The organism is Maribacter halichondriae (assembly GCF_027474825.1).
GTDB classification, from domain to species: Bacteria; Bacteroidota; Bacteroidia; order Flavobacteriales; family Flavobacteriaceae; genus Meishania; species Meishania halichondriae.
Map to the genome: position 1 here is coordinate 1639647 of NZ_CP107030.1, position 26570 is coordinate 1666216.

At 42.9% G+C, this 26570-nt stretch carries 25 protein-coding genes and 4 pseudogenes; 11 read left to right on the forward strand and 18 right to left on the reverse strand.

Features of this window, described 5'->3' with window-relative positions:
* Nucleotides 1-10 precede the first annotated feature (10 nt).
* Entirely contained in the window at nt 11-460 is a 450-nt protein-coding gene (locus tag N8A86_RS07455; protein WP_273568465.1) for a 6-pyruvoyl trahydropterin synthase family protein, read from the forward strand.
* Between the two features lie 112 nt (nt 461-572).
* A complete protein-coding gene (locus tag N8A86_RS07460; RefSeq protein ID WP_273568466.1) occupies nt 573-1271 on the forward strand; it encodes a UDP-2,3-diacylglucosamine diphosphatase in 699 nt (232 codons plus the stop codon).
* On the opposite strand, the pseudogene N8A86_RS07465 reads toward N8A86_RS07460, so the two are convergent.
* The 3 genes and pseudogenes from N8A86_RS07465 to N8A86_RS07475 form a co-directional block, all read right to left on the reverse strand.
* Nucleotides 1264-2522: pseudogene (locus N8A86_RS07465) on the reverse strand (MFS transporter). The gene N8A86_RS07460 and the pseudogene N8A86_RS07465 sit on opposite strands and share 8 nt — an antisense overlap.
* Nucleotides 2522-4210, reverse strand: a complete 1689-nt coding sequence (recJ, locus tag N8A86_RS07470; RefSeq protein ID WP_273568467.1) for a single-stranded-DNA-specific exonuclease RecJ — start codon at nt 4208-4210, stop codon at nt 2522-2524. The pseudogene N8A86_RS07465 and the gene recJ overlap by 1 nt, the downstream one beginning before the upstream one ends.
* 263 nt (nt 4211-4473) lie before the next feature.
* Nucleotides 4474-4902 (reverse strand): OsmC family protein, encoded by a 429-nt coding sequence (locus tag N8A86_RS07475; protein WP_273568468.1) that lies wholly within the window; start codon nt 4900-4902, stop codon nt 4474-4476.
* A gap of 127 nt (nt 4903-5029) precedes the next feature.
* On the opposite strand from N8A86_RS07475, the gene N8A86_RS07480 reads away from it, so the two are divergent.
* Nucleotides 5030-5632 (forward strand): carboxymuconolactone decarboxylase family protein, encoded by a 603-nt coding sequence (locus N8A86_RS07480; protein WP_273568469.1) that lies wholly within the window; start codon nt 5030-5032, stop codon nt 5630-5632.
* Nucleotides 5633-5765: 133 nt separating this feature from the next.
* Here N8A86_RS07480 and N8A86_RS07485 read toward each other — a convergent pair whose 3' ends face one another.
* The 4 genes from N8A86_RS07485 to N8A86_RS07500 all read right to left on the reverse strand — a co-directional run bounded on the left by N8A86_RS07485 (nt 5766) and on the right by N8A86_RS07500 (nt 8742).
* Nucleotides 5766-6893, reverse strand: a complete 1128-nt coding sequence (locus N8A86_RS07485; RefSeq protein ID WP_273568470.1) for a DUF819 family protein — start codon at nt 6891-6893, stop codon at nt 5766-5768.
* Nucleotides 6894-6930: 37 nt separating this feature from the next.
* Nucleotides 6931-7602, reverse strand: coding sequence for a 16S rRNA (cytidine(1402)-2'-O)-methyltransferase (gene rsmI / locus N8A86_RS07490; RefSeq protein ID WP_273568471.1), 672 nt, complete (start codon nt 7600-7602; stop codon nt 6931-6933).
* Nucleotides 7603-7610: 8 nt separating this feature from the next.
* The gene (locus tag N8A86_RS07495; protein ID WP_273568472.1) at nt 7611-7967 is read right to left on the reverse strand and encodes a DoxX family protein; all 357 of its coding nucleotides are present in this window, start codon (nt 7965-7967) and stop codon (nt 7611-7613) included.
* An 85-nt stretch (nt 7968-8052) separates the two neighbouring features.
* Nucleotides 8053-8742, reverse strand: coding sequence for a hypothetical protein (locus N8A86_RS07500; RefSeq protein ID WP_273568473.1), 690 nt, complete (start codon nt 8740-8742; stop codon nt 8053-8055).
* Between the two features lie 104 nt (nt 8743-8846).
* Here N8A86_RS07500 and N8A86_RS07505 point away from each other — a divergent pair.
* From N8A86_RS07505 to arfB, 7 genes and pseudogenes are all read left to right on the forward strand, one after another.
* Nucleotides 8847-9492 (forward strand): annotated as a pseudogene (locus N8A86_RS07505) (thymidine kinase).
* Nucleotides 9485-10594: an alanine racemase gene (alr, locus tag N8A86_RS07510; protein WP_273568474.1), complete on the forward strand. Its 1110-nt coding sequence runs from the start codon at nt 9485-9487 to the stop codon at nt 10592-10594. The pseudogene N8A86_RS07505 and the gene alr overlap by 8 nt, the downstream one beginning before the upstream one ends.
* Nucleotides 10595-10679: 85 nt before the next feature.
* Entirely contained in the window at nt 10680-11081 is a 402-nt protein-coding gene (gene mscL / locus N8A86_RS07515; protein ID WP_273568475.1) for a large conductance mechanosensitive channel protein MscL, read from the forward strand.
* A 286-nt stretch (nt 11082-11367) separates the two neighbouring features.
* A complete protein-coding gene (locus N8A86_RS07520) occupies nt 11368-12357 on the forward strand; it encodes an aspartate-semialdehyde dehydrogenase (protein ID WP_273568476.1) in 990 nt (329 codons plus the stop codon).
* 93 nt (nt 12358-12450) lie between these two features.
* The gene (locus N8A86_RS07525) at nt 12451-14607 is read left to right on the forward strand and encodes a prolyl oligopeptidase family serine peptidase (protein WP_273568477.1); all 2157 of its coding nucleotides are present in this window, start codon (nt 12451-12453) and stop codon (nt 14605-14607) included.
* A 141-nt stretch (nt 14608-14748) separates the two neighbouring features.
* The gene (locus N8A86_RS07530; protein ID WP_273568478.1) at nt 14749-15723 is read left to right on the forward strand and encodes an ABC transporter ATP-binding protein; all 975 of its coding nucleotides are present in this window, start codon (nt 14749-14751) and stop codon (nt 15721-15723) included.
* 4 nt (nt 15724-15727) lie between these two features.
* A complete protein-coding gene (gene arfB / locus N8A86_RS07535) occupies nt 15728-16072 on the forward strand; it encodes an alternative ribosome rescue aminoacyl-tRNA hydrolase ArfB (protein WP_430682185.1) in 345 nt (114 codons plus the stop codon).
* Nucleotides 16073-16146: 74 nt separating this feature from the next.
* Here arfB and N8A86_RS07540 read toward each other — a convergent pair whose 3' ends face one another.
* From N8A86_RS07540 to pdxA, 11 genes and pseudogenes are all read right to left on the reverse strand, one after another.
* Nucleotides 16147-16902, reverse strand: a complete 756-nt coding sequence (locus N8A86_RS07540) for a phosphatidylinositol-specific phospholipase C/glycerophosphodiester phosphodiesterase family protein (RefSeq protein WP_273568479.1) — start codon at nt 16900-16902, stop codon at nt 16147-16149.
* A gap of 190 nt (nt 16903-17092) precedes the next feature.
* A complete protein-coding gene (locus N8A86_RS07545) occupies nt 17093-18190 on the reverse strand; it encodes a sulfatase-like hydrolase/transferase (RefSeq protein ID WP_273568480.1) in 1098 nt (365 codons plus the stop codon).
* A gap of 24 nt (nt 18191-18214) precedes the next feature.
* On the reverse strand, nt 18215-18673 hold the full coding sequence (locus N8A86_RS07550; protein WP_273568481.1) for a 3-oxoacyl-ACP synthase: 459 nt from the start codon (nt 18671-18673) through the stop codon (nt 18215-18217).
* 7 nt (nt 18674-18680) lie between these two features.
* The gene (locus N8A86_RS07555; RefSeq protein WP_273568482.1) at nt 18681-19322 is read right to left on the reverse strand and encodes a hypothetical protein; all 642 of its coding nucleotides are present in this window, start codon (nt 19320-19322) and stop codon (nt 18681-18683) included.
* A 244-nt stretch (nt 19323-19566) separates the two neighbouring features.
* Nucleotides 19567-20678: pseudogene (locus N8A86_RS07560) on the reverse strand (NAD(P)/FAD-dependent oxidoreductase).
* A 43-nt stretch (nt 20679-20721) separates the two neighbouring features.
* Nucleotides 20722-22074 (reverse strand): acetyl-CoA carboxylase biotin carboxylase subunit, encoded by a 1353-nt coding sequence (gene accC / locus N8A86_RS07565; protein ID WP_273568483.1) that lies wholly within the window; start codon nt 22072-22074, stop codon nt 20722-20724.
* 81 nt (nt 22075-22155) lie between these two features.
* Nucleotides 22156-22644, reverse strand: coding sequence for an acetyl-CoA carboxylase biotin carboxyl carrier protein (accB, locus tag N8A86_RS07570; protein WP_273568484.1), 489 nt, complete (start codon nt 22642-22644; stop codon nt 22156-22158).
* Between the two features lie 31 nt (nt 22645-22675).
* The gene (locus tag N8A86_RS07575) at nt 22676-23674 is read right to left on the reverse strand and encodes a beta-ketoacyl-ACP synthase III (RefSeq protein WP_273568485.1); all 999 of its coding nucleotides are present in this window, start codon (nt 23672-23674) and stop codon (nt 22676-22678) included.
* Between the two features lie 224 nt (nt 23675-23898).
* The gene (rpmF, locus tag N8A86_RS07580) at nt 23899-24096 is read right to left on the reverse strand and encodes a 50S ribosomal protein L32 (RefSeq protein WP_273568486.1); all 198 of its coding nucleotides are present in this window, start codon (nt 24094-24096) and stop codon (nt 23899-23901) included.
* A 6-nt stretch (nt 24097-24102) separates the two neighbouring features.
* On the reverse strand, nt 24103-24633 hold the full coding sequence (locus tag N8A86_RS07585) for a YceD family protein (protein WP_273568487.1): 531 nt from the start codon (nt 24631-24633) through the stop codon (nt 24103-24105).
* 168 nt (nt 24634-24801) lie between these two features.
* Nucleotides 24802-25847 (reverse strand): annotated as a pseudogene (gene pdxA, locus N8A86_RS07590) (4-hydroxythreonine-4-phosphate dehydrogenase PdxA).
* A gap of 136 nt (nt 25848-25983) precedes the next feature.
* Here pdxA and N8A86_RS07595 point away from each other — a divergent pair.
* A complete protein-coding gene (locus N8A86_RS07595) occupies nt 25984-26568 on the forward strand; it encodes a riboflavin synthase (protein ID WP_273568488.1) in 585 nt (194 codons plus the stop codon).
* Nucleotides 26569-26570 lie beyond the last annotated feature (2 nt).

The following is a 26570-nucleotide window of genomic DNA, read 5'->3' on the forward strand; positions in this document are numbered from 1 at the left end:
TAACCCTCACATGTCCAAAATCAGAATTACCAAACAGTTTACCTTCGAAACAGGGCACGCCTTATATGGCTATGATGGCAAATGCCGCAACGTTCACGGGCACAGCTATAAACTTTCCGTGACCGTAATCGGAAAACCTATTGCCGATGCCACGCATGTAAAACTAGGCATGGTTATCGACTTTGGGGATTTGAAGAAAATAGTCAAGGAAGAAATCGTCGATCCGTTCGATCATGCCACCGTATTCAACAAGAACACACCCCACGTAGATTTGGCGAAAGAGTTAATGGACCGCGGGCATAAGGTAATCTTGGCCGATTATCAACCTACAAGCGAAAATATGGTCATTGATTTTTCGGAAAAAATAAAAGCTCGGTTGCCAAAGAATATTCAGCTGCATTCATTGAAACTACGCGAAACCGAAACCGCTTTTGCCGAATGGTTCGCCATGGATAACTAGCCCTTATCTCCCAAAAGGGGAATTATTATCTTTATACCCAAATGACGACCATCACTATTCCATCGGGCAAAAAGTCTACTTCGCCAGTGACAACCACTTGGGCGCCCCAACTATGGAAGCTAGTAAACCGCGCGAAAAAAAATTCGTGGCATGGCTTGATGAAATCAAGAAAGATGCCGCTGCCATATTTCTCTTGGGGGACCTCTTCGATTTTTGGATGGAATATAAAACCGTAGTCCCTAAAGGATTTACCCGTACCTTGGGCAAACTAGCGGAAATCTCCGATTCTGGCATTCCCATCTATTACTTTGTCGGCAATCACGACCTTTGGATGAACGGCTATTTTGAGGAAGAACTCAACATTTCGGTATTTCACAAACCCCAGCAGTACGAAATCAATGGGGTTTCCTTTTTTATCGGTCACGGCGACGGACTCGGGCCACATGACAAGGGCTACAAGCGTATGAAAAAGGTTTTTACAAACCCAGCGGCGAAATGGTTTTTCCGTTGGTTGCACCCCGATTGGGGCGTGCGTTTAGCGCAATATTTTTCGGTAAAGAACAAGTTGATCTCAGGCGATGAGGATGCTAAATTCTTGGGCGAGGACAAGGAATGGCTTGTGCAATATGCCAAACGAAAACTCGAAACCCGACACTACGACCATTTTATTTTCGGGCACCGGCATCTTCCCTTGGAAATCGATTTGAACCAGAAATCAAAATATACCAACCTCGGTGACTGGATCAATTACTACACCTATGCCGTTTTTGATGGTGAAAAAATATACCTAAAAAATTACGAGGTCAATTAGTCGCCTCGTGTTCCTCAATATCCTTTTGTAAATCCAGTTTCCGGAATGTTGGCGATACAAATGCCGTTATGCCGACGGTCAACAAGGTCATCGTTCCCCCGAAAACCACGGCGGTAACCGTGCCCATCAATTTGGCGGTCGCTCCACTTTCAAACGCCCCCAACTCATTGGATGATCCAACGAACATCGAATTGACGGAAGCTACCCTACCTCGCATATGATCCGGAGTCTTCAATTGCAATATGGTCTGGCGAATGATCATTGAAATACCATCCAAAGCTCCACTAAAAAATAAAGCTACAACGGATATCCAAAAGGAAGTGGACAAGCCGAACACGATGATACAGATACCGAATCCGAATACGGCCCATAATAGTTTTTTGCCGGCCATTTTGTGCAGCGGAAATCGGGTAGAGGCCAACATCATAATCGCGGCACCGACCGCCGGAGCCGCCCTAAGCACTCCGAAGCCCTCTGCCCCGACGTGTAGAATATCTTGTGCATATATGGGAAGTAGGGCTACCGCCCCACCAAAAAGCACGGCAATCATATCCAAAGTCAATGCGCCGAATATGGCTTTGGTGCTAAAAACAAATCTTAAACCCTCCCTTAAACTCTGAAGAATCGGTTCGCCCAATTTGGGATTTAATATGGGTTTTCGGGGGATTTGTAATAATCCGATCAGCGCAATAACAGAAAAACCGACAATAACGCACATCGACCAATGCACCCCAATCCAGCTAATTGAAAAACCGGCCAATGCAGGACCCAAAACAGAAGCCAGTTGCCAAGTGGTACTACTCCATGTCGCAGCGTTCGGATATATTTTCTTGGGAACGATCAAAGCGATCAACGAGAAAATGGTAGGCCCCAAAAATGCCCTGACGATGCCTCCTAAAAAACGAGCGCGTAGATGCCGTATAGAATACTTTTCGAGGACAAACTTTCGGACAGCGATGGCACACTCAAAACAAACAGGCCAAGGCTAATAATGGAAAAACCCAATATACACTTGACCAAAAGGTTTCTTTTCTCTTTTTGATCTACAAAATGTCCGGCGAACAAAGCCGTAGAAACTGCCGGAATGACTTCCATGAGTCCAATGATTCCTAATGACAAAGGATCCTTGGTCAAGGAATAAACCTGCCACTCGATAACGATAAATTGCATCGACCATGCAAAGACCATCGCAAAGCGGACCCCGAGAAAAAGATTGAATTCCTTAAAACGTAGCGCGGCGTATGGATCCATTATCTTACATCACGAAGCTTTAGTTGCAGACTAACGTTCCCTTGCCATTCATTTTCAACCAATGAAAAAACAGTGTCGAATGATTTTCCGTTCTTTACTAGACCCAGCTTACCTCCAAGATTAAAACCGATTGCCCCAATAGGCGTACTCCCGTTTTGAGTGACCGAAAGTTTCAGATGTTTGCCATCTTCCCCTACTCCTTTGGCGTAGCCCGTGTCCCTCAATTTCTCGGCCATAAAAATCGGAGTCATATTGCCAGGGCCAAAGGGAGCAAACTGGTTGATGATTCGCATTAGTTTTGGAGTAATATCCCTCAATTCTATTTGTGCATCGATGCTAATCTCAGGAGTCAACAAATTAGGGTCGATACTCTCGGAAACAACTTTTTCGAACTGTTTTTTGAAGGTTTCGTATTGCGATTCCATGAGGGTCAATCCGGCTGCATACTTATGTCCTCCGAATTGTTCGATACAATCCGCACAGCCTTGTAAAGCATTATAGACATCAAACCCTTTTACGGATCGTGCCGAGGCCGCCAATTTATCGCCACTTTTAGTAAAGACCAAGGTCGGGCGATAATAGGTTTCGGTCAGGCGAGAGGCGACGATTCCGATAACGCCTTTGTGCCAGGTATCCTTATAGACCACAGAGGTAAACCCTTCTTTTTCATTATTGGCCTCGATCTGCAACAATGCTTCTTGGGTTATTTCCCTGTCCAGTTCCCTACGATCATAATTGAATTTTGCGATTTGGGCCGCAAATTCGACAGCCTGTTCATAATCCGTTTCGGTAAGCAAGTTGACGGCATGCTGTCCATGTTTCATACGACCGGCAGCGTTGATACGTGGCGCAATGATAAAAACCACATCGGTAATCGTCAGCTTTGTTTTTTTTATTTGATTGATAATCGCCCTAAAACCGATTCTCGGATTGGAATTTATCACTTCTAATCCGTGATAGGCCAACGCCCGGTTCTCACCGGTCATGGGAACGATATCAGCACCAATGGCGGTAGCTACCAAATCAAGATAGGGAATCAAGTCTTCGATTGTTTCTCCTCGTTTTGATGCTAGGGCCTGTATTAATTTGAAACCCACTCCACAACCGCATAACTCATCATAGGGATAGTCGCAATCATCTCTTTTCGGGTCAAGTACGGCAACCGCTTCGGGTAAATTTTTTCCAGGTCGATGGTGGTCACAAATAATAAAATCGATGTTCTTTTCTTTGGCATACGATATTTTCTCTATGGCCTTAACTCCGCAATCCAGAGCAATAATCAATGAAAAACCATTGTCTTCGGCAAAATCTATGCCTTGATATGAAACCCCATATCCTTCATTGTATCGATCAGGAATATAGGTGGCAACGTTTGGGTAATAGCTTAATAAATAGGAAGATACCAGTGCCACAGCCGTAGTTCCATCGACATCATAATCACCGAAAATCAGAATATTTTCGTTTTTGGAAATCGCATCTTCAATGCGTTCGACTGCAACATCCATATCTTTCATCAGAAAAGGATCATGCAAGTCTGAAAGTTGAGGGCGGAAGAATTTTTTGGCCTCTTCGTAGGTCGTTATTCCTCGCTGTAATAGAAGTTGCGCCACTAAATCGTCTACATTTAGCTCATTAGCCAATGCTTTGATTTGGTTTTCTTCAGGTTTGGCTTTAATTGTCCAGCGCATGGTTAGTTTTCTATAATTTAGCTCCCCACTTTAGAAAAAGAGGGGAAATTCAACTTGTTGAATGGGGAGTTTGAACCGCAAACTTGCTCAGGTAACAATACATTTTCCAGACCCAAAATAGTAAGGTGCCAACCCAAACTATCGTATCAATGGACTTTATAATTGCAATACGCAATTGACGCGTGAGCAGGTTTGCGGGTCAAACCCTCTGTCCGCCGGAGGCGGGCACCTCCCTTCGTCTGAAGGGAGGAACGTTCTAGCTTTTAGCTATAATGAAACTTGGTACTGATTGTCAACTCGGCAAACCTTCTGAACATCTCCATAACCCCACAATATTTTTCTACCGACAGATCAACGGCCCGTTGTAGCTTTTTCTCATCGAGATTGTTGCCATGAAAATGATATTCTATGACTACGGAATCATAGTATTTTGGATGCTCGTCGGTCAAATTTGCAATGGTTTCAATAGTAAATTCATCGACCTCCAACTTCATTTTCTTGATAAGTGAGGCTACATCCAAACCTGAACAACCTGCTAAACCTGAAAGCATAAGAGCCTTGGGCCGTAGCCCTTTGCCTTCGCCACCGTCATCGGGACCTGCATCGATGGTCAAATTCAATCCAGATGGATTATTACTTTCAAAGGCCATATTGCCGAGCCATTTGGTCGTGATATGATTTGTAGTACCCATAAATTTTCGTTTCTTGTGTACTCACAAAAATACAATAATCTAATCTGTCATTTCGAGCGCAGTCGAGAACTTTTGAAAACGCATCTCGACTGCGCTCGATTTGACAGGAACATAAAAACCCTCTTAGATGCCCTTAGTAAACCCTCTTGACCCAAGCCATAGTTTGGAAACCGCAGAACTTGCCAAATTCTTTAATGAGACCCTGGGCTTTTGCCCAAATTCGGTATTGACCATGCAACATCGGCCGGCCATTTCAAAAGCTTTTATCAACCTCAATAAGGCGGTAATGTCAAACGAAGGTCGCGTGACCTCGGCCCTTAAACGTATGATTGCCTGGGTCAGTAGCAACGCCACCGGATGTCGCTATTGTCAAGCCCATGCCATTCGCGCCGCGGAACGCTACGGAGCCGAACAAGAGCAACTTGATAATATTTGGGAGTACCGCACCCACCCCGCCTTTTCAGAAGCGGAACGCGCCGCCCTTGATTTTTCATTGCTTGCCTCTCAAGTGCCGAATGGCGTAAATGCCGAAATCAAGGAACGACTTTACAAATATTGGAATGAAGGCGAAGTCGTGGAAATGCTAGGCGTTATCTCTTTGTTCGGATACCTCAACCGCTGGAACGATTCCATGGGGACCTCCATTGAAGATGGGGCCGTGGAAAGCGCGGACCAATATCTAGGGAAACATGGCTGGGAGAAGGGGAAGCATGATGGGTCGAAGTATTAGTTGATAGTTGTTGGTTGATTGTACTGTCACTTCGAGGCTGCCTATAAGGCAGGCAGGGAGAGTCGTGAATTTGGTCTGCATAATCTAACTCAGAGCATAGTAGTGATGCAATTGCACTCGGCATGACATTCATTCAAACCAAAAACCTCTCTAACAACCAAATCGTCAACATCCCCCAGAACGTACCTGAGGCCATACTCAAAATGGCAAGTACGATGGCATGGGGCATCCATTTTATTTCGTAGGCAGCGGTAACCGCCGGGGCGGTGGCAATTCCGCCAACATTAGCCATACTCGCTATAGGAACCCAAGCCATGTTGACATTCAATAATTTGGCGACGAATACCATAAATACAAAGTGACCCAATAGCCACACGATCAAAAACCCTAAGAAAGAGGTATTAAAACCGAGGGTTGCGAATTGTAGTTTTAGACCTAATACGGCCATGACCACGATAATCAATATTCCACCTATTTTTAAGGCGAAGCCATAATTCCATTTGGGGATGAAATTACTGATGACCAATCCTATAATGGAGAGAATAACTACTTTACCAATAAAACTTTCAAGAACCGCATTGCTCAATACAGCAATCCCCAATAAAAGCAAGGCACACCACCAAGGGGAAACCTTCTTTTCAGTATCAGTTCTCATTTCTTCGGGCATAGCGGTATCGGTTATCTTGAACATTGTATTTAAAGTGCCACTACCTTTGATACTCTGGAACATTAAAATAGTCCAGACGTTGACTAGAATATTATCCATCACCAAAACAGATAAAAAGATGTTTTCAGGGCATTCGACCAATTCTTTGAGTACAAGTTGGCTTGTGCTTCCCCCGATCCAACTGCCAACGATGGGCGGAATGCCTTTCCAATATCCCTCGGCGACCAGGGTTCTCGAAATCAATTCGGTATCCAAAAGGCCCAATCCCAATACTACCGGAAACACGGCAATAAAAAACGATCCGGCAGCAAACAACAGTATCGGTTTCCATCCGATAGATTTCAACTGTTTCAATGATAAACTGCTCATGACCGCAATAATGGCCAAGGGTATAAAATAGGATTTACTGTATTCATGAATATCGGCTTGGGAGTAATCGACATTAAATACATAGGAAATAATCGCAGGAATAATATAGGCCAATAGAATGGCGGGCACCCAATCGAAAAGTGATTTGACATGTCGGTTCTCCCATCGATCAAGAAAGTAAACCGCGATTACCGTAAAGAGGGAGATGAGCCATGGTGCTACCATGGGGTTAATTTAGGTTTTTTAGAAATATGGAACGTAATTATTTCTTTCCCGCCACGACAATCACAATTTCGCCTTTCGGTGGCTTTTCAGAAAAATGTTCCAAAACTTCCAAAGCACTTCCACGAATGGTTTCTTCGTATAGTTTTGAGAGTTCCCTTGAAACGGAAACCGGTCTTTCGGCACCAAAATATTCCACAAAATTTGCCAGCGTTTTCACGAGTTTATGGGGTGATTCGTAAAAAATCATCGTCCGGGTTTCCCCGGCCAAGAATTTCAATCGCGTCTGACGCCCTTTTTTTACAGGAAGAAATCCCTCGAAAACAAACTTATCGTTCGGCAATCCGCTATTGACCAAAGCTGGAACAAAAGCCGTAGCACCAGGGAGACAATCGACCTCGATACCGTTCTCGACACAGGCACGGGTCAATAAAAATCCAGGGTCTGAAATTGCGGGGGTGCCGGCATCTGAAATCAAGGCAATATCACTTCCGGACTGGATTTTCTTCACGATTCCATCGACCATTCTATGCTCGTTATGCATGTGATGGGATTGCATCGGGGTGGTAATTTCAAAATGCTGTAAAAGCTTCCCGCTGGTCCGCGTGTCTTCAGCCAAGATAAGATCGGCCTCCTTCAGAATGCGTATGGCCCTCAAGGTCATGTCTTCTAGATTGCCTATCGGCGTAGGAACCAAGTATAATTTTCCCATAAAACAATTTAAGGCCGGACGGTCTTTCCGAGAAAATAAGAAATCATTAAAACCACAATCGCAACAATGGGCAGTATATGCCCGCCATCTTTGGCGACCCAATGTGCCGTAAATGCCAGCACAAAGTCAAAGAAAAACCCGGCATAGGCCCACTCTTTCAACCATTTTGAGAAATTGCCCCATATCGCGACCAAGCCCAGAATTTTAGCGATCGCCAACGGATACACCAAATACTTCGGATAATCCAAGGCTTCGAAAAAACCTTGTACGGTCTCATAGTTCAAGAAATACATTTGAATGGAAAACAGCATGATCGCGGTCAATATTCCAGTGGCTATCCAATAGGTTATTTTTCTTGCTTTCATTCTAATATTGCTGTGGTGAATAAAGATAGCAAAATAAAAGACCCCACTCTTATAGCAGGGTCTCAATCATATTATAATAAGAATCTTATGAAAACCTTCGTTCTATCAAATCCATAAATCGGAGCTCATATTCTTCCTTCCCTTCCCAATTATTATAGTCGGGTTTGACCATATTGTTGATAAATGAAATAGAACGCTCTTCGGTATCTATGGTGTTCAGTTGCGATAGCACGCGATTGTAATCCTCTGCACTACCATTAAACAGGTGTTTTACAAAGGCCAGACGATTATTAAGATCGACCTTGATATGCTTGGCACTCAACTTGTCATTGAGCGATTTTGGTTTAACTTCCTTTTTCGTCCCATTTTCTGAACTTGGCATGAAAAGCTCCTTGTCATTCTTCATGTATTCAGGTTTACCCAAGAACTCTTCCAAAACCGAATCAACCGGATTATCGTTAGACATTTCGGGCAACATATCCTTTATGGTATCTATGCCCGGGGTCATGATATCTTCTTCATGCGGATTGCTCTCAGGCACCGATGAATTTGCACTTAGCACGGCATTTGCCATTTTTTCGAATTTAGCGGCGATGACATTTTTAGAGACATCGATTTCAATATCGTGCAGTTTCTCTTCGATGAACTTCAACACCGCGAGTTTTTCATAGAGCCCCTTAGCCGTCTCGTACAAATCGGAAATGTCATCCGAATCTCTCGAAGTGATAATATCGGTAGACAATTTTCGCAACTCCTCTTTTAGTTTCTTCTTCATGGCTTTTATTTTAAGCTAAAGCAAAAGGTGTACCTTTTTTACTAATTTTAAGGCTCCCTATTATAGGAACGAAAAAACACCCTATTTTCGTCTAAAATTACAAAATGTTTCTCGAAAACACCGTTAATCATAAGGAACAGTTTGGCTGGATAGAAGTTATCTGCGGCTCGATGTTCTCTGGCAAGACCGAGGAACTCATCCGACGCCTGAAGCGTGCCCAGTTTGCCAAACAGAAAGTCGAGATCTTCAAGCCGATGGTCGATACACGGTACGATGAAGATAAGGTCGTATCACACGACTCGAACGAGATTCGCTCTACGGCCGTGCCCGCGGCGGCCAACATACGTATTTTAGGAGACACCTGCGATGTCGTCGGTATCGATGAAGCCCAGTTTTTCGATGATGAGATCGTAACGGTCTGTAACGACCTGGCCAATAAAGGTGTACGGGTCGTTGTGGCCGGATTGGACATGGATTTTAAGGGGAAACCCCTTTGGGCCGATGCCTGCGTTGATGGCTACGGCCGAATACGTTACTAAGGTGCATGCTATCTGCACCCGCACAGGAAATTTGGCAAACTATAGTTTTCGTAAATCGAGCAATGATAATTTGGTGCTACTAGGTGAAACTGAAGAATATGAACCGCTCAGTAGGGCTGCGTTCTACAAGGCCATGCTGAAAGAACGTGTTAAGGAAATCAATGTCGAAGCTGAAGAAATCTCCTCAAAAACAAAACGTTCCAATGCGTAAAGCCCACGAGACCGTTCTAGAAATCGACCTGAACGCACTTGAACATAATTATCGATTTTTAAAATCACAATTGCGCCCGGAGACCAAGTTTCTTGCGGTGGTCAAAGCGTTCGCCTACGGCTCCGATGCCCCACGAATAGCACAGAAACTGGAAACCTTGGGTGTCGATTATTTTGCCGTTGCTTATGTTTCAGAAGGAATTGCATTGCGCAAGGCGGGAATAACCCTTCCTATATTGGTACTCCATCCGTTGCCTGTTCATTTTGAAAGCTTGATCGATAATTGTCTGGAACCCAGTTTGTATTCCCCAAAAGTTTTAAGGGATTTTTTGGAAGTGGCGCAAAAGAAAAATCAGAAGAACTATCCGGTACATATCAAGTTCAATACAGGATTGAACCGTCTGGGCTTCTGGGAAAACGATGTGGATTTTATCACTGAAACATTGAATGAAAGGGAAGAAATAAAGGTCGTTTCCATCTTTTCGCACTTGGCCGCCTCCGAAGACCTTAAGGAAGCACCCTTCACTTACCGTCAAATCGAAATTTTTGAAAAAATTGCGGAAGAAGTAACCGAAAAATTGAAGCATGCCCCATTTAAGCACTTATTGAACACTTCGGGAATCATAAATTACCGTAATGCGCAATACGATATGGTGCGAAGTGGCATCGGCCTATATGGTTTCGGAAACGATAGAATTGTAGATGCAGATCTTAGGCCTGTGGTGACCTTAAAAACGGTCATCTCCCAAATTCATAAAATAGAACCGGGGGAAACCGTCGGCTATAATCGGGCCTTTACCTCGACAGAATATCGTAAAACGGCCACTTTGCCTATTGGCCATGCCGATGGTATCGGTAGGCAATATGGCAAGGGAAAGACTTTTGTACATGTAAAAGGGCAATTGGCTCTGATTATAGGAAATGTTTGTATGGACATGATTATGATAGACGTAACCGGCATCGATTGTGCGGCAGGAGATGAGGTCATCATTTTTGGAGAAAATCCGACTGCTGAGTCTTTTGCGGCATCGGCAAATACCATTTCGTATGAATTGCTGACCGGAATTTCACAGCGCGTGAAACGCCAATATATGGGTAGATGAAATAAGTTTTTAACATATTGTTATGAATTGGTTTTTTCACTATATTGCAGTTCACTAAACTATTAACACTAAAAAACACTACATCATGTTAAAAGAATTTAAGAATTTCATTATGACGGGCAATGTCATAGACTTTGCCGTCGCGGTTATCTTGGCGGGTGCTATGGGTCTTGTCATTAATGGCTTTGTAGCCGATATCATTATGCCAATCGTGGGCCACTTTGCAGGCGGGGTCGATTTTGCCAATTTAAAAGTTGTGCTTACCGAAGGCGTAGGTGTAGAAGGCGCCGAAGGTTATGTTGCCGAAAATGCCATTCGTTGGGGTGCTTGGGTCAATACCATTGTAAACTTATTAATCGTCGGTTTTGTAATGTTCCTTATCGTTAAGGCCTATAACAAAACAAAAGCTCCTGTTGAGGAAGCTCCTCCAGCAGGTCCAACAGCAGAAGAATTGCTTGCCGAAATTCGTGATGCCCTAAAAAAATAGATTACAGAATTAAGCCTAATTAAGAATTAGGTAAACCGCTGCACTATAATAAATAAACCCCTGCCTATTGGCGGGGGTACTTTTTTGGACTCATTTGGCATACTGAGCGCTTTCGAAGGGTTGGCAATACCTTGGCATATTGCAGTTCAATTGCGCCTGTGGTGATAGTTGGTCAATTATAGAATGTGTCAAATAAAACATTTTGTTATATTTTTAATATTCTATTCGATTTATATTGTCGGATAAACCCCATTGATCTACCTTTGCCGCCTAATAAAAATTCAATATGAAAGTAGCGGTTGTAGGTGCCACCGGTATGGTAGGCGAAGTCATGTTACGTATTCTGGCCGAACGGAATTTCCCGATTTCGGAACTGTTATTGGTCGCCTCCGAACGGTCTGTAGGCAAGAAATTGTTTTTTAAGGAGGAGGAATATACCATAATCGGTCTTCCAGATGCCGTTGAAGAACGACCCGATATTGCCATCTTCTCCGCAGGAGGCGATACCTCCTTGGAATGGGCACCAAAATTTGCCGAAGTCGGCACCACGGTCATCGATAACTCTTCGGCCTGGCGCATGGATCCCGATAAGAAACTGGTAGTGCCAGAAATCAATGCACATCAATTGACGAAAAATGATAAAATCATTGCCAACCCAAATTGTTCCACAATACAGATGGTCATGGCATTGGCACCTTTGCATAAAAAATATAAAATGAAGCGAGTGGTGGTCTCTACATACCAATCGGTATCTGGTACCGGAGTGAAAGCCGTGCGTCAATTGGAAAATGAAATCGCCGGTATTCAAGGCGAGATGGCCTACCCCTATCCCATCAGTAGAAATGCCTTACCACATTGCGATGTCTTTATGGAAAATGGCTATACCAAAGAAGAAATGAAATTGGCCCGAGAACCGCAGAAAATATTCGATGATCGAACTTTTTCGGTCACCGCGACCGCGGTTCGTATTCCCACCGCAGGCGGACATTCGGAATCGGTCAATGTGGAGTTCGAAAATGATTTTGAACTGAACGAGGTTCGAAGACTTTTAAATGACACTGCGGGAGTAACCGTTCAGGATAATCCCGATACGAATACCTACCCGATGCCGATATATGCCCATGATAAAGATGAGGTTTTTGTAGGACGTATCAGAAGGGATGAGACTCAAAGGAACACTTTGAACATGTGGATTGTTTCCGACAATCTGCGGAAAGGTGCGGCTACCAATGCGGTTCAGATTGCTGAATATTTGGTAGCGAAAGGGTTGGTTTGATATGTATTCCAAAAATGTTAAAACCTTCAAAACAAAGCCGTTTTGAAGGTTTTTTTATGGTATTTTTAGCCTCCATCAAACAGCCAATTCAACATGAAAAAAATATTCTTTCTTCCCATTATTGTACTTTCAATTGTATCCTGTAAAACCGAAACCAAAAACGAACCGATATCCGTGAACTACCCTATTACTGCAAAAGCCGATTCCTTTGATACTTATTTTGGTACCGAAATCAAAGACCCCTACCGTTGGCTGGAAGATGATCGAAGTGACGAGACCGAAGCTTGGGTAAAGGAGCAGAACAAGACCACGTTCGGATATTTGGAAAACATTCCCTATCGCGACGCGTTGAAAAATCGCCTCGAAAAGCTGTGGAACTATGAAAAGCTGGGTACTCCCTTCAAAGAGGGCGATTATACCTATTTCTATAAGAATGATGGATTGCAGAACCAATTTGTGGTCTATCGCCGAAAAGAGGATGGCGACCCTGAAGTGTTTTTGGACCCGAACAAATTTTCCGATGATGGCACGACTTCTCTGGCCGGACTCAGTTTTACCAAAGACGGCTCGTTAGCGGGCTATCTGATTTCAGAAGGAGGCAGTGACTGGCGAAAGGCGATTATCATAAATGCAGAAACCAAGGAAATCGTTGAGGACACCTTGGTCGATATCAAGTTTAGCGGCATTTCATGGAAAAGGAATGATGGGTTTTATTATTCCAGTTACGACAAACCGGAAGGAAGCGAACTTTCGGCAAAAACAGATCAGCACAAGGTCTATTACCATAAATTGGGCACCGACCAAAAGGAAGATAAACTGATTTATGGCGGAAGACCCGACGAAAAACATCGTTATATCGGTGTTAGCGTGACCGAAGACCAACACTATATGGTACTTTCCGCGTCAACCTCTACATCGGGAAACAAACTTTTTATTCAAGATTTGACCGACCCGAACGGGCTATTGGTTCCTATTGTCAACGATACGAAATCCGATAATTACATTATCGAGAATGTCGATTCTAAACTATATATCGTTACCGATAGGGATGCACCGAACAAGCGGATAGTAACGGTAGATGCCGCTAACCCGACTCCTGAAAATTGGGTCGATTTTATTGCAGAGACCGAAAATGTGCTCTCCCCGAATACTGGTGGCGGATATTTCTTTGCGGAATACATGGTCGATGCGATTTCGAAAGTCCTTCAATATGATTACGAAGGAAAATTGGTGCGCGAAGTGAAATTACCAGGTTTGGGGAGCGCAAGTGGTTTTGGCGGAAAAAAAGAAGACAAGGAATTTTACTTCTACTTTACCAATTACAACACGCCAGGATCATCCTATAAATTCAATGTTGAAACAGGGGAATACGACTTGTATTGGAAACCCGAAATTGATTTCAATACCGATGATTATGAATCGAATCAAATTTTTTATACTTCAAAGGATGGCACAAAAATACCGATGATCATCACCCATAAAAAAGGTTTGGAGAAAAACAGTAAAAATCCGACCATTCTTTACGGGTACGGTGGATTTAACATCAGTCTGACTCCCAATTTCAACATTGCCAACGCGGTATGGATGGAACAGGGCGGTATCTATGCCGTACCCAATCTCAGAGGGGGTGGCGAATACGGTAAAAAATGGCACGAGGCCGGCATCAAGACCAAAAAACAAAATGTTTTTGATGATTTTATCGCGGCGGCGGAATACCTGATCAAAGAGAACTATACCTCATCCGACAATCTCGCGATTCGAGGTGGCAGTAACGGTGGACTTCTAGTCGGCGCGACCATGACACAACGTCCAGACTTGATGAAAGTCGCCCTGCCGGCCGTAGGGGTAATGGACATGCTTCGTTACCACAAATTTACCGCAGGGGCAGGATGGGCTTATGACTATGGCACCTCCGAGGAAAGCAAGGAAATGTTCGAATACCTAAAAGAATATTCCCCGGTACACAATATAAAGGAAGGAACGGCCTATCCCGCGACATTGGTTACTACCGGAGACCATGACGATCGCGTGGTACCCGCACATAGTTTTAAGTTTGCCGCGGAGTTGCAGGAAAAACAGGAGGGCGAAAATCCCACTTTGATTCGGATTGAAACGAATGCGGGCCACGGTGCGGGAAAGCCGACCAGTAAAATCATTGAGGAATATGCCGATGTTTTCGGGTTCACCCTCTATAATATGGGCTATGATACATTACCTAACAAATCGGTATTGAAAGAATTTAAAGATTGACCAATCAATAATTTTGGCTAAAATCCGTTTCATAACTGAGACGGATTTTTTTGGCCTCTCCCCAGCCCTCTCCGGAAGGAGAGGAAGCCAATCAGTCGGTTTATCCAAATAGACAAGAACATTAACCCTTCATCTTCGAGAATGCTACAAGTCGATCATGTTTCCTTTGCCTATGACAAGAAACCCGTATTGGATGACATAAACCTGAAAGTAGCCAAAGGCGAACATGTTGCGATTATCGGCGAAAGTGGATGTGGTAAAAGCACCCTTCTAAAAATCATCTATGGCCTGCTCCATATCAAAGTCGGTGAAGTCTATTGGGATGAAAATCAGGTACTCGGTCCACTCTACAACTTAGTTCCTGGTGAACCTTATATGAAATATCTGGCGCAAGACTTTGACCTGATGCCGTTTACTACCGTCTACGAAAACGTCAGCGAGCATCTTTCCGTTCTGGAACCTGACTTCTTGAAAGAACGTACGGCCGAACTTTTGCAAATGATCGAGATGACCGAATTTTCCAAGACTAAGGTCAAAAATCTCAGCGGAGGGCAGCAACAACGGGTAGCCTTGGCCAGAGTACTCGCTCAAAGACCAGACGTACTTCTACTCGACGAGCCCTTCAGCCATATCGATAATTTCAGGAAGAACAGTTTACGGCGAAATCTTTTCGCATTTCTCAAAAACAAAGGAATTACAGTACTCACGGCTACCCATGACCATAACGACATGCTTCCGTTTGCTGACAGGGTAGTCGTTTTAAAAGACACCAAAATCATTGCCAAAGACACACCGAAGAATCTTTTCGAACATCCTAAAGATCTTTACATTGCTTCACTGTTTGGCGAGGCCAATAAGATTCCCATTAACATTGTAAAGACCTATGCCGATACGAAAAGGCGCATCATCGTTTACGCACATGAATTCAAGGTCTCCGAAAAATCAGGGCTTGAGGTTACCGTTAAGGGTTCTTATTATATGGGTGGACACTACATGATCGTTGGCACCTACGAAGAACAAAACATCTATTTTAACCATCATACCGCCATTGAAGAGGGCAAAGAAGTTTTTCTTAATATTGCCTTGGAGGTCATCAATCAAAGGCTGAACATTTAAAATCGTGGATAAGGAAAGGGTACTTCAAGAACTTCAATTCAAGGCTGTACGGAGCAGCGGTGCCGGTGGGCAACATGTGAACAAAGTATCCACAAAAATCGAGCTTTCTTTTAATCTTGAAAATTCAAACGCCCTGACCGAACAAGAGAGGGCAAGGCTTCTTTTAAAGTTGGGAAATCGGCTTACCAAAGAAAATGTTTTGCTGCTACAATGTGATGAAAGTCGCAGTCAGCACAAGAACAAAGAACTGGTCATCAAACGTTTGTTCGAAATTCTGGAAAATGCTTTGAAAATCCCTAAAAAAGAAGAAAGACCAAGCCTAAAAGATCGGCTATCGAGAAGCGTTTGAAATCCAAAAAGAAAAATGCTGAAAAGAAAGTACGAAGAGGAAAACCGAATCTTGATTAGGGTGTTTTTTTGAAACTACCGTTCCTTTAAGGTTTTCAGATACTTTGCACACCCAATAGGGTCGTCCGTATTAATAAACTCTATGCCCAAAAGTGATAATGTTTTCCATGCGGTTTCAGAATCGGGCGTAGCCCAAAACCGGAAAGGCTTGCCCATTGCGTTCGCCTTTTTTATAACAAAAGAAATTTTATCGATATCTTCTAATTGCAATTGTCCTTCACCGTTCCAAAGTGACAATTTTCTAAAACTCAAACTTACCAGTGCGATTTTTTCCAGAATAGATGGATCGCTAATCTCATCCAAACTTTGATAATCAAAATGAATAAAATCAGGATAGTTGTCATATTCAGTTGGTTTGGGCCGATTTCCAGAAATCACGATAGAGACATCATTGTTCTTTGTTATGGTGGGATAATCTTTCAACACCCGTATTATAGTTTCTAAAGTGGCATAAGGTTCCGACTTAATGTCGATTAACAGTTGGATGGGTAGGTCTTTGATAAAATTCCTATCTATACTCCTTTGAAGTGGATCCAAGTATAGATTTCTGAGATTTCTTAATGTATCGATTTCCATAATCGTATGTGCCACGAACAACTCATTGTCTTCTAGAAATACGTCGGCCTCGATAGAGCTGGCTCCAGAAGAAAAAGCATTCCAAAAAGGAATATTTTGCAGATAATCATTATGAGAATGAATCCGAAAATCATGGCTGTTTTGCGCAACTACGTTATTTGCGATCAATACAAGAAAAAACAACCATTTCTTCATAAGAATCTTTTTGCCAAAACAATATAAGCATTTAACGAGGTACACCAATTCATTACCAAAAAAACCGAGACTAACCAGCCTGTACGGACGGGGAGTCAAACTAAACTAACTCAAACTTGGCGTACAAATCGTACTTCGGTTTATGTTTTGAGTTAAGCCAATATCAATATACCATGACCAAAACTCCAACTCATTGTGATATCAGGTCAAGTGGTTTGCCATGGGCTTTTGATGCATCCGGTTTAAGGCCCAAGGTCATTAAAATCGTTGGGGCGATTTGGTTGCTGTATAATTGTTTATTGATATCGATTTCGCCCTTTGGCGAAATATCCTTTCCGAAAGCTACGAGCCATACTTGTCCGGCGTTTTTAACATCACTGCCATGACCCGTCCATGTTTTCAGGGGTTCTGTGCCCCTTCCATGATCTGTGGTAATTATAAATATGGTTTTGTTCTTATAAAATGTATCCTGTTGGGTATAATCCCAAAGTTGTTTTATCAGGGCGTCGGTATTGTTAGCAGCCTTTAAATACGCTTCATAATCCCCATCATGGGCGAAATCATCCGTTTCTCCATAGGAGATATATACTAATTCGGGATGGGCCTTTTTCATGTACTCCAACGCGTAGTGATGTGTAAAGGCATCAAGCCGGACAGTACCCCAAGGACTTGGTACTTTCGGCTGCAACTCGTTCAAGAATTTTTCACGCTCCGTTAAACTGTTTCCGGTTGCCAATTCGAAGCCCGCATTAACAGGTACTCCTGAACGCTCTTCGTTCACGATGTACGGAAAAACATCCCAACTGCCAAAGGCTGCTATTTTGCCTTTATATCTCGCGTCATTGTTGGCAATTTCCAAAATAGTCTTATTCGGATTGGGAATTTTATCGTTGCTATCGATTCGAGCATCATCTGCCTTTCCTGTCAAGATTTCATTATAACCCGGATACGAGAACCACATTTGGTTCGTCAAATCTACCTTGCTGCCCAAGTTGCGGTTGCCATATATTTGGCCCATTTTAGAAACTTCTTTCCAGACAAAGGGCATCAGAGCTTCCCTTCTATCTTTTGGGTTTTCCCTCCAAAAGCGTTCTTTTAAATCGGTAGTGTCATGAACGTATTCTTTGTTGGTTACAAGTAGCGGGTCGGCCCCAGAAAAGAGTTCTTGCCAACGAAGACCATCCAAGGTAATTAATACCACTTTCGGAGTTTCGGCATCTTGAGCCCAGGTTAGATGACTGCCAAGGTATAGCACCATCACAAATGCAGTTATGCTGATTTTATTCATGATATATTTTCTTTGTTCGGAAAATTAGACAATTTCGTCAATATAAATTTCTTCCCCGTTGAAGTAAGCTACCTCTCCGACAGATTTTCCCAAAAGCATTTGCGCCATCGGGGTGCCCGTAGAGATACAGAATACCGAAGTCTTAATATCTCTAAATTCTCCGGCAGAAATACTTAGAAAATAATTTTGTTTGGAAGTATATACCAAACTGCCCAACCGGATACTATTAGTCGGTTCATCAATATTGATCTTGTTTAAAATACCGAACATTTTTTCGGCCTCAAAAAGTTGTTTGCCAAGTTTCTCACGTTCCAATTGAATCATGGCACGCCCCGTTTCGTGTTTGTCACCTGCACTACTTTTTGTTTCTGAAGACAAAGAATGTTGAAGTTCGATTATTTGCGAATTTATTCTAGCGATTCGCTGTTCAACATACGTGTGGCAAAATTGAAATAGTGATTTCTTCAAGACTTGGGTCGTCATGTCCCGACTATTCTTCAAAATGGTAGAGATCTGCCAATTTGTATACCAAAAACCCAACGACGTTACCCACTCCCTGCCCGTTATGTAACATTCGTCTCACTTCGGCCGCATGTTCAACCTTGAAAAAATCCAAGTCGTCCGTGCCAAATTCACTGAATATATTCCATGACTTGAGTCCCTCAAGCATTTTTCGATGCGCATAGTATCGTTTATTCACATCAGCTTCCTGTTTTCCGAAGGCTTTGCTCTCTTTTTCTTTCCCGACCTTGTTTTTGGCATTCCAGTTCAAATATTCACGCTCAAGACGACTATCGGCCATTTCTGCCTCCGCTATAATCTTGGCATAGGCCCGATGGACCAAAAAATCATAGGTATCAGCAAACCCATCGTCGTACGCAATCTCCCCAACAGAAGGGCCAGATGCTATCTCCATATCATCGGTACTCGCGTAAAAGTCCGTGTTTTCTGAAACCATTGGATTTTCCTTTCTTAAAGCTTCTTTCCAGGCACTCGATTTGAGTACTTCTTTCCAGGCCTTTTCGTAGCGCACGGTATATGCCTCTTTTGAGGGGCCACAAGCCGTACCAAGTAGTAGCAGACCTGACAAGATAATAGTATAGATAGTTGATTTTAGCGTATTTTTTCCCATCTTATTTTGTTTAGAATGTAAAAAATATGACCCTGACCATGTCATTGGCTTTGTCACAAATTTTAATCTTCGATAAGTGGGGTTAAATTCTTTTGCGTGTGTTCTGTTAAGAACCAAAGCGCAGTTTCAAGCCGTTATAACTTGAACTTTTAGGGGGAAACAATATAGGAAGAAATTAAAATAAAGAAAGAAGAAAACGGACAATAGTTATTAAAAATCGGACGAATCTTTATAAATGAACGTACTATATCAGTTCTGCTAGTTCTTTTCCAACGGTAGTGCCAATGGCAATGCCCATGCCACCTAGTCGCACACCACAAAAAACGTTGTTGTAAAGTTGCTTTACAATAGGCCTTTTTGCTTTCCGACGCCCATAATACCGCTCCATCTGGTCTCTACTTCAAAAGGAGTATCGGGCAAGATTACTTCCTTTAGCAAATCTTCTAATCTGACTTGAATCAATTGGGTCTCCCCGAACACTGTTGTTTCTTCGCCTTTGAAGTCAAGGTTTCTACCACCGCCAAGAAGAATTCGCCCGTCGATATTCCTGAAATAATAGTACCCTTCATCCAAATGAAAAGTTCCTTTGATACGTAAATTAGCAATTGGTTTGGTTATCAGTACCTGCGCCCGGGCCGGTTGTACATCTTGGTTCACTAGTTCTGAAGCAAATCCGTTCGTGGCAATAAAAAGCTTTTTGGTCTTAAAGTCGAATACGTTGGTTTTTATTGCTACTTGGTCTTCTAGGTCCGAAAATTCCTCGACAGTTACCGAATTTAAGATGTTGATGCTACAATCGCGTGTTTTTTGCAATAATATCTCCATGAGTTTCCCGGTATCCAACTGTCCCTCGAAAATATGGGAAATGTAGTTCTCTTGGATTTTTCCAAACCCATTGCCATCGGGAGTTTTTTGGAAGGGAAAATCCCCAAAAACAGGTTTCAGTAGCTCATTAACATATTTTAGCTGCCCAAGACACTTTTGGTAAAGTTCGCCATTTGATTGTAAGAACAGTTCATGACCACCATAACATTGAAAATCAATGTTGCCGTCATTAAGATTTTGACGTAGCAGTTGAATGCCCTCCCATCTTTTCTTTACGAGCTGTATGACCTCCTCTTCAGAATGATTTTTTAAATCGGAAAGTATTTCAGAAATGCTTCCGAAACAAGCAAATCCAGCATTTTTGGTGCTCGCTCCCTGGGGAAGTATTCCTTTTTCCAGAACCAATATTTTGGCTTTCGGAAAGCGGCTTCTAAGCTTCAGGGCACAGTTTAAACCAACAATACCGCTTCCCACGATGGTGAAATCGACGTTGGAGAGCCAGGTCTTATATTCCCAATAACTTAGGTTCATATTGAGTAATAAAAACTCCAGCTCGATGGCTGGAGTCTATATTCTATTCTTCCGGCTGAGGATCCATTTTGAAATCCTCCATGAATTTAGTTGTGTAGTTACCTGCTAAATAATCGGGGTGGTCCATCAATTGCCTATGAAAGGGAATTGTGGTTTTTATTCCCTCGATTACAAATTCATCCAACGCACGTTTCATTTTATTGATGGCCTCTTCACGTGTCTGTGCGGTCGTAATCAATTTGGCTATCATCGAATCATAATTCGGCGGTATGGTATACCCACTATAGACATGGGTGTCCATTCGTACACCGTGACCTCCGGGCGTATGGAGCGTCGTAATTTTTCCCGGGGAAGGCCTAAAGTTGTTGTAGGGATCTTCGGCATTGATCCTACACTCGATGGAGTGTAGTTTAGGCGTATAGTTCTTTCCAGAAATAGGTACGCCACCGGCAACCAAGATCTGCTCACGGATCAAGTCGTAATCTATTACCTGTTCGGTTATGGGATGTTCTACCTGAATTCGGGTATTCATCTCCATAAAATAGAACTTCCTATGTTTATCCACTAAAAACTCTATCGTGCCCGCACCCTCGTATTTTATATACTCCGCAGCCTTTACAGCTGCTTTTCCCATCGCGTCGCGAAGCTTATCGGTCATAAACGGGGAAGGCGTCTCTTCGGTCAATTTCTGATGTCTTCGTTGAATGGAACAGTCCCTCTCTGATAAGTGACAGGCTTTACCGTATTGATCCCCTACTACCTGAATCTCGATATGCCGGGGTTCTTCGATCAATTTTTCCATGTACATGCCGCCATTGCCGAAGGCCGCTGATGCTTCTTTTACAGCACTATTATAAAGTTCCTCCATTTCTTCCTCTTTCCACACGGCGCGCATTCCCTTTCCACCACCACCGGCAGTAGCTTTGATCATGACCGGATAGCCCATTTTCTTGGCTACCTTTTTGGCATCGGCGACGTCTTTTAACAGTCCGTCAGATCCAGGTACACAGGGTACTCCTGCTGCTTTCATGGTAGCCTTGGCCGTGGCCTTATCTCCCATTTTATCAATTTGGTCGCCAGACGCCCCGATAAATTTGATGTCGTGTTCGGCACAAATTCTTGAGAACTTAGCGTTTTCAGAAAGAAAACCGTAGCCAGGGTGAATGGCATCGGCATTGGTAATCTCCGCCGCTGCAATAATATTGGGTATTTTAAGATAGGATTCACTACTGGCAGCAGGTCCGATACAGACCGCTTCATCGGCAAAACGAACGTGAAGGCTCTCTTCGTCTGCCTTTGAATAGACCGCAACCGTTTTTATGCCCATCTCTTTGCATGTGCGGATTACACGTAATGCTATCTCACCTCGATTCGCAATCAATATTTTTTTGAACATAACTGTCTGAAATTCCAAGCTCCAAATTCCAAATTCCAAAAAAATAGCTTGGAATTTGGAATTTGGAATTTGATTATTTACTTAGGATGGATCTACCAAAAACAACGGTTGGTCAAACTCTACCGGAGAGGAATCTTCAACCAGAACCTTGACAATTTTACCGGACACCTCAGATTCTATGTCGTTGAACAACTTCATCGCCTCGATGACACAAAGCACATCTCCCTTATTGATGTCGCTACCGACCTCGACGAACGACGGTTTATCTGGAGACGGTTTGCGATAGAATGTTCCGATGATGGGCGACTTGATGGTAATGTATTTTGAATCGTCATCTTTGGATTCTTTGGCCGATGCATCCGTTGCAGGACTTTCGGCTGTCTGAATCGGTGCCGCCGGAGCTACAGGAGCTTGTGCCATTGGAATCTGTTGTACGTACGTAGTTTCTGAATGGCTATCGCCTGAACCGGTCTTGATGGTAATCTTCAGATCTTCCATCTCCAATTTTACCTCGCTTGCCCCTGATTTGGCCACAAACTTTATAAGGCTTTGAATGTCTTTAATATCCATGGAATTTATTTTTGTTTAGCAATTGGTTCTCTTATTTTGAATAGGCCCATTTTAAATATATGGATCCCCAGGTAAACCCTCCTCCAAAGGCGGCAAATACCAGATTATCGCCTTTTTTGAGCTGGTCTTCATAGTCGTTCAACAATAGCGGAAGCGTGGCCGATGTTGTATTGCCGTACCGCTGAATGTTCATCATTACTTTATCGTTATCGAGGCCCATTCTTTTTGCCGTGGCATCGATGATACGTTTATTGGCCTGGTGCGGTACCAGCCAAGACACGTCGGTATCCTCTAAATTGTTACGCTCCATAATAGTTGCCGCAACTTCGGCCATGTTCGATACCGCAAATTTGAAAACCGTTCTTCCGTCTTGGTAAATAAAGTGTTTCCTTTCCTTAACGGTTTCAATGGATGCTGGCAACAAAGACCCACCTGCGTCCATACCTAAAAAAGGTCTCCCCGAGCCGTCGGCCCTGAGATATTCATCTTGTATACCCAAGCCCTCTTGATTAGGCTCGAAAAGTACGGCCCCCGCCCCATCGCCGAAAATGATACAGGTCGTTCTGTCTGTATAATCGATGATCGATGACATTTTATCGGCCCCTATCAAAAGTATTTTTTTATATCTGCCCGACTCTATAAATCCTGCCGCGGTCGACATACCGAAAAGAAAACTTGAACAAGCCGCTAAAAGATCATACGCAAAAGCATTTGTGGCCCCGATTTCCGATGCGACGAATGCAGCGGTCGAAGCGACCATACTATCGGGCGTAGCTGTGGCAACAATGACTAAATCTATTTCCTTTGGATCGACACTGTGTTTTTCGAAAAGATTTTGGACCGCTTTGATCGCCAAATATGAACTACCGGAACCTTCTTCGGGTTTTAATATTCTTCTTTCCTTGATTCCGGTTCGTGAGGTAATCCATTCATCATTGGTCTCTACCATACCCTCCAACATTTTGTTGGTCAATACAAATTTCGGAACATAGGCCCCTACAGCGGTAATGGCTGCCGATAATTTCCCCATTCTAAAGTTGATTTTAGACCAAAAAGCTTTTAAAAATGCTTCAAAAGTCGGGAAAATTAGTGATTTCTCAAGACTTTTTAATGAAAAACCCTTCTTTTTGGAGCATTTTGATTCTAACTTGATTGTCAAGTGGTAACTGGCCGTATTTTTTCGTTTACATTACCAAAAAGCAAAAAAAACTCCCACCTTTTACAGCGGGAGTCGTATTTGATTTTATTTTTTATCTATGCCTCAGCTTCCTCGGTCTTATCGATCAAGACCTGACCTTTATAATATAATTTCCCCTCGTGCCAATGTGCTCTGTGGTACAAATGCATTTCGCCAGTAGTCGGGTCCGTTGCCAATGTAGGTGCTACGGCTTTATAGTGCGTTCTTCTTTTATCCCTTCTGGTCCTTGATATTTTTCTTTTAGGATGTGCCATTGTAAATTATTTATCCGTTAATAGTTTTTTTAAAGCATCCCATCGGGGATCATTATCTTCTTTATTTTCTCTTGATTCTTTTGGTTGTAGCGCCTTTAGCCTATCCAATACTTCCGATTGTAAAGTGCCATCGGCAATACCTGGGTGCACTCTTTTCTGCGGAACGGCCAAAACCAACATCTCGTAAACGTATTGTGCGATGTTAACCTGATGTTCGCCATGGGGAATAATCAATATTTCGTCGTCATCGTCATTGAAATCATCCCCAAATTTCACGACCAGTTGTAATTCAGCCTCGATTGGCTGATCATACGCTTCGCTCGAAATATCACAATTGACATTCACCGTGCCCTTGGCATGAAATTCCAATTCGAGCATCGTACTCGTCTTGTTCAATTGCACGTTCAAATCGATATTCGTATCATTGAACTCATCGTACCCAAAAGATTCAAAGAACTTGTTTTCGATTACGTAATCAAACTGGTGTTTTCCTTGCTTTAACCCTGAGAAAGGAATACTGTATTCCTTATGCTTCATCCTTTACAACACTAATTTAACATAAACACCATTTTAATAAGGCTTGCCAGCCGTCAAGAAGGCGGGTGCAAAGATACTATTATTTTGATAAATGCCAATTTATAGAAAGTAAAATAACAGTAGATGAATGAATTTACAAGATTGAAGCGCTATCTCAATTTACATCAATTACCGCCTGACCCGTTGTTTCTGCAAAACGTTTTCGATCAGTTCTTTATATTCCTGCCTATTTCTAAAAATACTAAGTGCGGTAAATACGGCTTCTTTGAATGAACTATGATCCGCTTCTCCCTTTCCCGCAATTTCATAGGCCGTGCCATGATCAGGGAAGTTCGAACTTTTGAAAGGCCTGCTGTGAAATTCACCCCTTTGCCAAAAGACAGGGTCTTGAACGGAATCAGCCCTTGGTCGTGATAGGCCGCCAAAATCGCATCAAAATTCTTATAGGAGTCGGAACCGAAAAAACTATCCGCCGAATACGGTCCAAAGACCAAATGTCCGGCATCGGACATTTCTTTTATGACGGGCTTCAGAATTTCATCATCTTCTTTACCAATGACACCGTTATCGCCACTATGGGGGTTGATTCCCAAAAGGGCAACCTTAGGCCTTCGGATACCAAAATCCATCTCCAACGATTTTTCGATGGTACGTACTTTGGTGCGAATCAATATCGGATTAATGGCGGCAGGAGCATCTTTTACCGCAACATGATCCGTAAGCAATCCGATTTTCAGCCCATCGGTCACCATGAACATCAAGCTTTCGCCTTCGAGTTCCTGTGCCAGATAATCGGTATGACCAGGGAATTTGAAATCATCGATCTGTATATTGTTTTTGTTGATGGGCGCAGTCACCAAGACATCTATTTCATCATTTTTTAAAGCTTTCACAGCTGCTTTTAAGGATTTCAGCGCATAACCTCCTGCTTCTTCCGTAACCTCTCCAAACTGAATTTTCGGAACTTCCTTCCAGACGTTCACCACATTGACCTTGCCGTCCAAAGCACTTGAGGCTTCCTGCACCCCATTAAAGGGAATCTCTAGCCCAAACGTGTTCAACTGGTATGAAACTGTCTTATTCGAGGCAAAAATTACAGGGGTGCAAAAATCGAGCATACGAGAATCTTCAAAGGTCTTAAGGATGACTTCACATCCTATGCCGTTCAGGTCACCTACGGATATCCCCAGTTTTATTTTGGCATTTTCGTGCATTATATCTTTACCTTTGTAGCCCACTGAAATCGTTTTTGGCGATTTCGACTTTCCTTAAAAGGAAGGCCGCGGGGAACTAAATTAATCGATCAAATTAAATTTGACCGACCACAAAACTACTTAATTTAAATCGAAGATGTTTACGGGAATCATTGAAACTTTGGGCGAGGTAGGCAAACTGAATCGTGAGGGCAGCAATCTTCACATAACTATAAAATCGACACTTGCCAACGAACTGAAAATCGATCAGAGTGTAGCCCATAATGGAGTATGTCTCACCGTGGTTTCTTTGAATGGAAACACCTATACCGTGACGGCAATCGATGAGACCTTACAAAAAACCAATCTAGGGAATCTTGCTGTTGGGGACAAGGTAAATCTAGAACGTGCGATGATTTTGGGAAGTCGTCTTGATGGCCATATCGTTCAAGGCCATGTAGACCAGACCGGAACATGTACAAAAATCGAAGAAAAAGACGGAAGCTGGGTTTTCTATTTCGAATATGACGCCTCAAAAAATAACCCGACCATTGAAAAAGGGTCAATAACCATTGATGGAACCAGTTTGACGGTAGTCGATTCAGAAAAGCATGCGTTCAGTGTTGCCATAATTCCGTACACTTATGAACATACACGATTTAATACCTATGAAGTGGGTTCAGTAGTAAATCTCGAATTCGATGTCATCGGTAAGTATGTGGCGAAACTCATGTCACACTGATA

Excerpts from the sequence above, each read along its gene's own strand:
- N8A86_RS07595 (WP_273568488.1), top strand. The coding sequence starts at position 25,984 with ATGTTTACGGGAATCATTGAAACTTTGGGCGAGGTAGGCAAACTGAAT.
- N8A86_RS07475 (WP_273568468.1), bottom strand. The coding sequence starts at position 4,902 with ATGGGTACTACAAATCATATCACGACCAAATGGCTCGGCAATATGGCC.
- N8A86_RS07525 (WP_273568477.1), top strand. The coding sequence starts at position 12,451 with ATGAAAAAAATATTCTTTCTTCCCATTATTGTACTTTCAATTGTATCC.
- rsmI (WP_273568471.1), bottom strand. The coding sequence starts at position 7,602 with ATGGGAAAATTATACTTGGTTCCTACGCCGATAGGCAATCTAGAAGAC.
- alr (WP_273568474.1), top strand. The coding sequence starts at position 9,485 with ATGCGTAAAGCCCACGAGACCGTTCTAGAAATCGACCTGAACGCACTT.
- N8A86_RS07460 (WP_273568466.1), top strand. The coding sequence starts at position 573 with ATGGAAGCTAGTAAACCGCGCGAAAAAAAATTCGTGGCATGGCTTGAT.
- rpmF (WP_273568486.1), bottom strand. The coding sequence starts at position 24,096 with ATGGCACATCCTAAAAGAAAAATATCAAGGACCAGAAGGGATAAAAGA.
- N8A86_RS07545 (WP_273568480.1), bottom strand. The coding sequence starts at position 18,190 with ATGAATAAAATCAGCATAACTGCATTTGTGATGGTGCTATACCTTGGC.
- accB (WP_273568484.1), bottom strand. The coding sequence starts at position 22,644 with ATGGATATTAAAGACATTCAAAGCCTTATAAAGTTTGTGGCCAAATCA.
- N8A86_RS07485 (WP_273568470.1), bottom strand. The coding sequence starts at position 6,893 with ATGGTAGCACCATGGCTCATCTCCCTCTTTACGGTAATCGCGGTTTAC.
- accC (WP_273568483.1), bottom strand. The coding sequence starts at position 22,074 with ATGTTCAAAAAAATATTGATTGCGAATCGAGGTGAGATAGCATTACGT.
- N8A86_RS07455 (WP_273568465.1), top strand. The coding sequence starts at position 11 with ATGTCCAAAATCAGAATTACCAAACAGTTTACCTTCGAAACAGGGCAC.
- mscL (WP_273568475.1), top strand. The coding sequence starts at position 10,680 with ATGTTAAAAGAATTTAAGAATTTCATTATGACGGGCAATGTCATAGAC.
- N8A86_RS07530 (WP_273568478.1), top strand. The coding sequence starts at position 14,749 with ATGCTACAAGTCGATCATGTTTCCTTTGCCTATGACAAGAAACCCGTA.
- N8A86_RS07520 (WP_273568476.1), top strand. The coding sequence starts at position 11,368 with ATGAAAGTAGCGGTTGTAGGTGCCACCGGTATGGTAGGCGAAGTCATG.
- N8A86_RS07575 (WP_273568485.1), bottom strand. The coding sequence starts at position 23,674 with ATGGGGAAATTATCGGCAGCCATTACCGCTGTAGGGGCCTATGTTCCG.
- N8A86_RS07495 (WP_273568472.1), bottom strand. The coding sequence starts at position 7,967 with ATGAAAGCAAGAAAAATAACCTATTGGATAGCCACTGGAATATTGACC.
- N8A86_RS07585 (WP_273568487.1), bottom strand. The coding sequence starts at position 24,633 with ATGAAGCATAAGGAATACAGTATTCCTTTCTCAGGGTTAAAGCAAGGA.
- N8A86_RS07500 (WP_273568473.1), bottom strand. The coding sequence starts at position 8,742 with ATGAAGAAGAAACTAAAAGAGGAGTTGCGAAAATTGTCTACCGATATT.
- N8A86_RS07555 (WP_273568482.1), bottom strand. The coding sequence starts at position 19,322 with ATGGGAAAAAATACGCTAAAATCAACTATCTATACTATTATCTTGTCA.
- N8A86_RS07550 (WP_273568481.1), bottom strand. The coding sequence starts at position 18,673 with ATGACGACCCAAGTCTTGAAGAAATCACTATTTCAATTTTGCCACACG.
- N8A86_RS07480 (WP_273568469.1), top strand. The coding sequence starts at position 5,030 with ATGCCCTTAGTAAACCCTCTTGACCCAAGCCATAGTTTGGAAACCGCA.
- N8A86_RS07540 (WP_273568479.1), bottom strand. The coding sequence starts at position 16,902 with ATGAAGAAATGGTTGTTTTTTCTTGTATTGATCGCAAATAACGTAGTT.
- recJ (WP_273568467.1), bottom strand. The coding sequence starts at position 4,210 with ATGCGCTGGACAATTAAAGCCAAACCTGAAGAAAACCAAATCAAAGCA.